The sequence below is a fragment of the Veillonella sp. CAG:933 genome, assembly GCF_000431435.1.
Taxonomy (GTDB): domain Bacteria; phylum Bacillota; class Negativicutes; order Veillonellales; family Veillonellaceae; genus Veillonella_A.
Window position 1 is genome coordinate 1 of the sequence record NZ_HF986187.1, and the last position, 685, is coordinate 685.

Annotated in this window: 1 pseudogene; it reads right to left on the reverse strand. The window is 46.0% G+C overall.

Features of this window, described 5'->3' with window-relative positions:
- Positions 1-685: pseudogene (locus tag QZL64_RS04660) on the reverse strand (hypothetical protein); the annotation flags it as partial.

Here is a 685-nt window from a genome sequence, read left to right on the forward strand (position 1 = left end):
TTTTCATCTTCATAAACGATACGAGTGATACCATCTTTGCCGTGCTTACCATCGACACCATCAACGCCGTTCTTCACGGAGATTTCGCCATAAGAATTTTTGCCAGGTTGACCATCTTCACCGGCAGGACCTTGAGGACCAACTAAACCGATGCTACCAGGTGTACCATCTTTGCCGTCCTTACCAGGTTGACCGATGACAACTTCATTCTTCAATTTGAGGTCATAAACCTTCTGACCGTTAACGTCTTTAACAGCCATGGTCAGATTGTTTTCACCAATGTATTCGCCTAATTTACCATCAGCACCGGCTTTGGCAGATTTACCGTCGAGAGTGAGTTCGGTATGAGCACCGCCAACGTCTGAAGATACTTTAGAAATAGCTGCATCGAGTTGATCAACATTGACAGCATCCATTCCATTAATACCGGCTGCTACATTAACGATCCGCTGATTGCCATTGTCGAGACCGGTCGAGCTTAACTTCACCGCTCCCACAACCGGACTTTCGACAGCCGTTAAAGCTTCACCATCCTTGGTGTAAGTCTGCGAATCTGCATCATAAACCGCGTCGGTTAAATCGCTGTACCAGTTGCCGTCTTCACCTTTAACAAGTACGTTACCGTCTGCATCTTTTGCAATTTCTGCAAAGGTTACGCTACCATCAGATAAGCTAAGATCCTTAG